At 47.7% G+C, this 3,231-nt stretch carries 3 protein-coding genes; all 3 read right to left on the bottom strand.

Annotated elements, in window-relative coordinates; genetic code table 11:
* Positions 1 to 121: 121 nt before the first annotated feature.
* Positions 122 to 379, bottom strand: a complete 258-nt coding sequence (locus tag AB7U36_RS21185; protein WP_428161609.1) for a hypothetical protein — start codon at positions 377 to 379, stop codon at positions 122 to 124.
* Between the two features lie 113 nt (positions 380 to 492).
* Positions 493 to 1,902 (bottom strand): gamma-aminobutyraldehyde dehydrogenase, encoded by a 1,410-nt coding sequence (locus AB7U36_RS21180; protein WP_428161608.1) that lies wholly within the window; start codon positions 1,900 to 1,902, stop codon positions 493 to 495.
* Positions 1,902 to 3,231, bottom strand: a 1,330-nt coding sequence (locus tag AB7U36_RS21175) for an aminotransferase (RefSeq protein ID WP_428161607.1), incomplete at its 5' end; no start/stop codon positions are given. The genes AB7U36_RS21175 and AB7U36_RS21180, both read right to left, overlap by 1 nt.

Here is a 3,231-nt window from a genome sequence, read left to right as displayed (position 1 = left end):
GTATGGCTGATCCCATGAGCAGTTTGAGCTCCTCGTTGCTGATAGGCAGGGTGGAATTGTGATACGCCCCGGCCCGCAGCCCGAGATTGGCGAACTTCTGGGCGCCTGGTGGCATGAACAGTTAAATCTGGGTCTGGGGGCATTTGGCTGAGATCAACTCCAGAATATCCAGAGCGTCTGACTGCTGGTTCCTGGCCATGGATCCGGAAAAAAGCATCAGATCAAACCGCTCTTTTTCAAAACGGTCTACAACGGTTTCAATACTTCTTTCAAAGTCAATGGTGACTTGGTCTTCGTCAAACAATTCCTTGACCTGGTCTGCGAGCAGTTTGCCCTTGTCCACGCACAAAACACGGATGGGATCGTCGGGGTTATCCATTGGATTCCAGCGCTTTTGTCAAGGCTGCCCAGCCGGGAAAAAAACAACCAATTGTAAAAAATATGCACAAACTATAACTCGCTTCCTATATTCCGACAAATTTTTGGGGTATTTTACATTTTCACCATAATATGCCGGACAACCGTGTAATCTTCCAGTCCGTACATGGAAAGATCCTTTCCGTATCCGGACATTTTAAATCCACCATGGGGCATCTCTGATGCATACATAAAATATGTATTAATCCATGTCACACCATACTGAAGCAGGGATGATACCCTGTGGGCTTTTTCGATATCCCTGGTCCAGATCGAGGATGCCAGCCCATATTTGCAATCATTGGCCCATTCAATGGCCTGGTCAGCATCGCTGAACCGGGTGACGGAAACCACCGGCCCGAAGATCTCCTCCTGAACCACCTCGTCATCCTGACGGGCATCAACGATCAGGGTGGGCTCATAGAAATATCCGCGATCAATTTTATTGCCGCCGGCAACAACCTTCAGGTGCGGAACTTTTTTGGCACGTTCAACAAAGCCGTTGACAATCTCCCGTTGTTCGGCAGAGATCAGCGGCCCGATATCATTGACGTCAATGCTTTTAACAGCCGCCGTCAGCTTTTCAACCACGTCCTGGTAGATATTATCCTGCACATACAAGCGGCAGGCCGCAGTACAATCCTGCCCTGCATTGTAATATCCCCACAATTTCATATTTTCCACCAGATCATCAATATCACAATCATCAAATGCAATGACCGGGGCTTTGCCTCCTAACTCCAGGTGGGTGCGTTTTACATTGGATGTCGCAGAGGTCAGCACCTGTTTGCCGGTATTGACCGAACCTGTCACTGAAACCATCTGAATTTTTTCATGCCCGGCAATGTGTTTTCCGATAACACTGCCTTTACCCGTTACAATATTAAGGACCCCGGCAGGAAACAGTTCTTTGATATCTTCAACCAATGCAAGCATACTCAGCGGTGTGCATTCGGACGGCTTGAATACCACCGTATTTCCGGCCGCCAGGGCCGGGGCAATTTTCCAAGCCCCCATCATCAAAGGATAATTCCAAGGGGCGATTTGACCCACCACACCCACCGGATCCCTGCGGGTCATGCTGGTGAAGCCTTCAAGATATTCACCTGCGGCACTGCCGGACATGCAGCGGCAGGCTCCTGCAAAAAACCGGAAATGATCGGAAATGGCCGGCATTTCATCTTCCAGCATTCGCTGAAAGGGTTTACCGCAATTCAGAGATTCAAGTTTTGCCAAAAGTTGTGCTTTTTCATCAATCCGATCAGCAAATTTATATAAAACAGTTGCCCTGTCCGCAAATGATTTTCTTTTCCAAGCTGGAAACGCTGCATTTGCGGCATCCACCGCCAGATCAACCTGGGCTGTGGTCGCACATGGCACATCAACTATGAATTCATTATTTTCCGGGCTAAAAAGAGATGAATTTTGCCCTTCTCCTGCCACAATATTTCCATTTATCAGAAGATGGGTATCTATTTTTTTCATCACCTGGCCTCCTTATTTTTTTCATCCATTGTCGCGATAAGACTGTCCCTTAAAATATCCACAATCTCATCAATGCCCGATTTGTCGATAATTAGCGGCGGAGATAATATGCATAGATTTTCGTAAGGCCGGACAATGAGCCCTTTTTCCTGGCAAAATTCATCCACGCTTTGCGCAACAGCGATGTTTTCTTTTTCATCATCGGACACCACACATTCCACACACGCCATTAAGCAAACGCCTCTGACATCGCCAACAACGGGAACCGCTTTGAGTTCTTCCAGGCGTTGCATGAAATAAGGGCCCACTTCCCGGACATGTTCATTTATGTTGTCCCGCTCCATGATTTCAAGATATCTTAAGGCGGCTGCGCAGGCCACCGGATGCCCGGAATAGGTAAATCCGTTTGTGTAATATGAATTTGGCCTTGCCGATGCCCCACTGATACGATCCATCAGTTTTTCGGATATGATGGCAGCCCCCAATGGCTGATAACCCGATGATATCCCTTTGGCCACGGTAATGATATCCGGAACGATGTCGAAAACATCTTCGGAGGCAAAATGGTGCCCCAGTCGCCCGAACGCTGTGACCACCTCGTCTGAGATATACAGCACGTCATATTTTCTGCAGATATCCAACGTTCTTTTATGATACCCCGGCGGCGGAACAATCACACCGCCTGATCCCATGACAGGTTCGGCAATAAAACATGCGGCCCTGTCCGGCCCAAGTTCTAAAATCTTTTCTTCAAGTTCGCGGACCCGAAGATCACAGAAATCTTCAACACTCATGCCTGCATCTCTTTTATACGGATTGGGATCAGGGATGGAATGGACAATATCTGTGATGTAATTAAAGTAGCTTCGGTCGCATTTTTTGCCGTTCAGCGAGGCACTTAAATAGGTACTGCCGTGATAGGCATTTTCACGATAAATAATATGTTTTTTTCCGGGCTGCCCCAGACAATTAAAATAATAATGAACAAACCGGATCGCGGATTCAACAGCCGTGGAACCGCTGCTTGTAAACTGGAAATGGTTGAGATCACCCGGTGTCAGCTGACTCAGTTTGTGTGCAAGCTCGATGGACGGCGGGCTTGCCATGGCCCCGAAGGGGGTATAATAAACCAGGCGAACACACTGGTCAGCAATCGCATCTGCCATCTCTTTATTTCCATACCCCAGATTCACACACCACATGCCTGAGATCGAATCAATATATTTGTTGCCTTCATTGTCAAACACATGAATCCCTTTACCGGATTCAATAATCATCGACTGGGCATCACTGCCTAAATCTGACCACGGGTGGATAATGTGTTTTCTA

The sequence above is a fragment of the Desulfobacter sp. genome (assembly GCF_050177295.1).
Note: the sequence above shows the minus strand (reverse complement) of the source record. Positions and strands in the feature narration are given on the sequence as shown.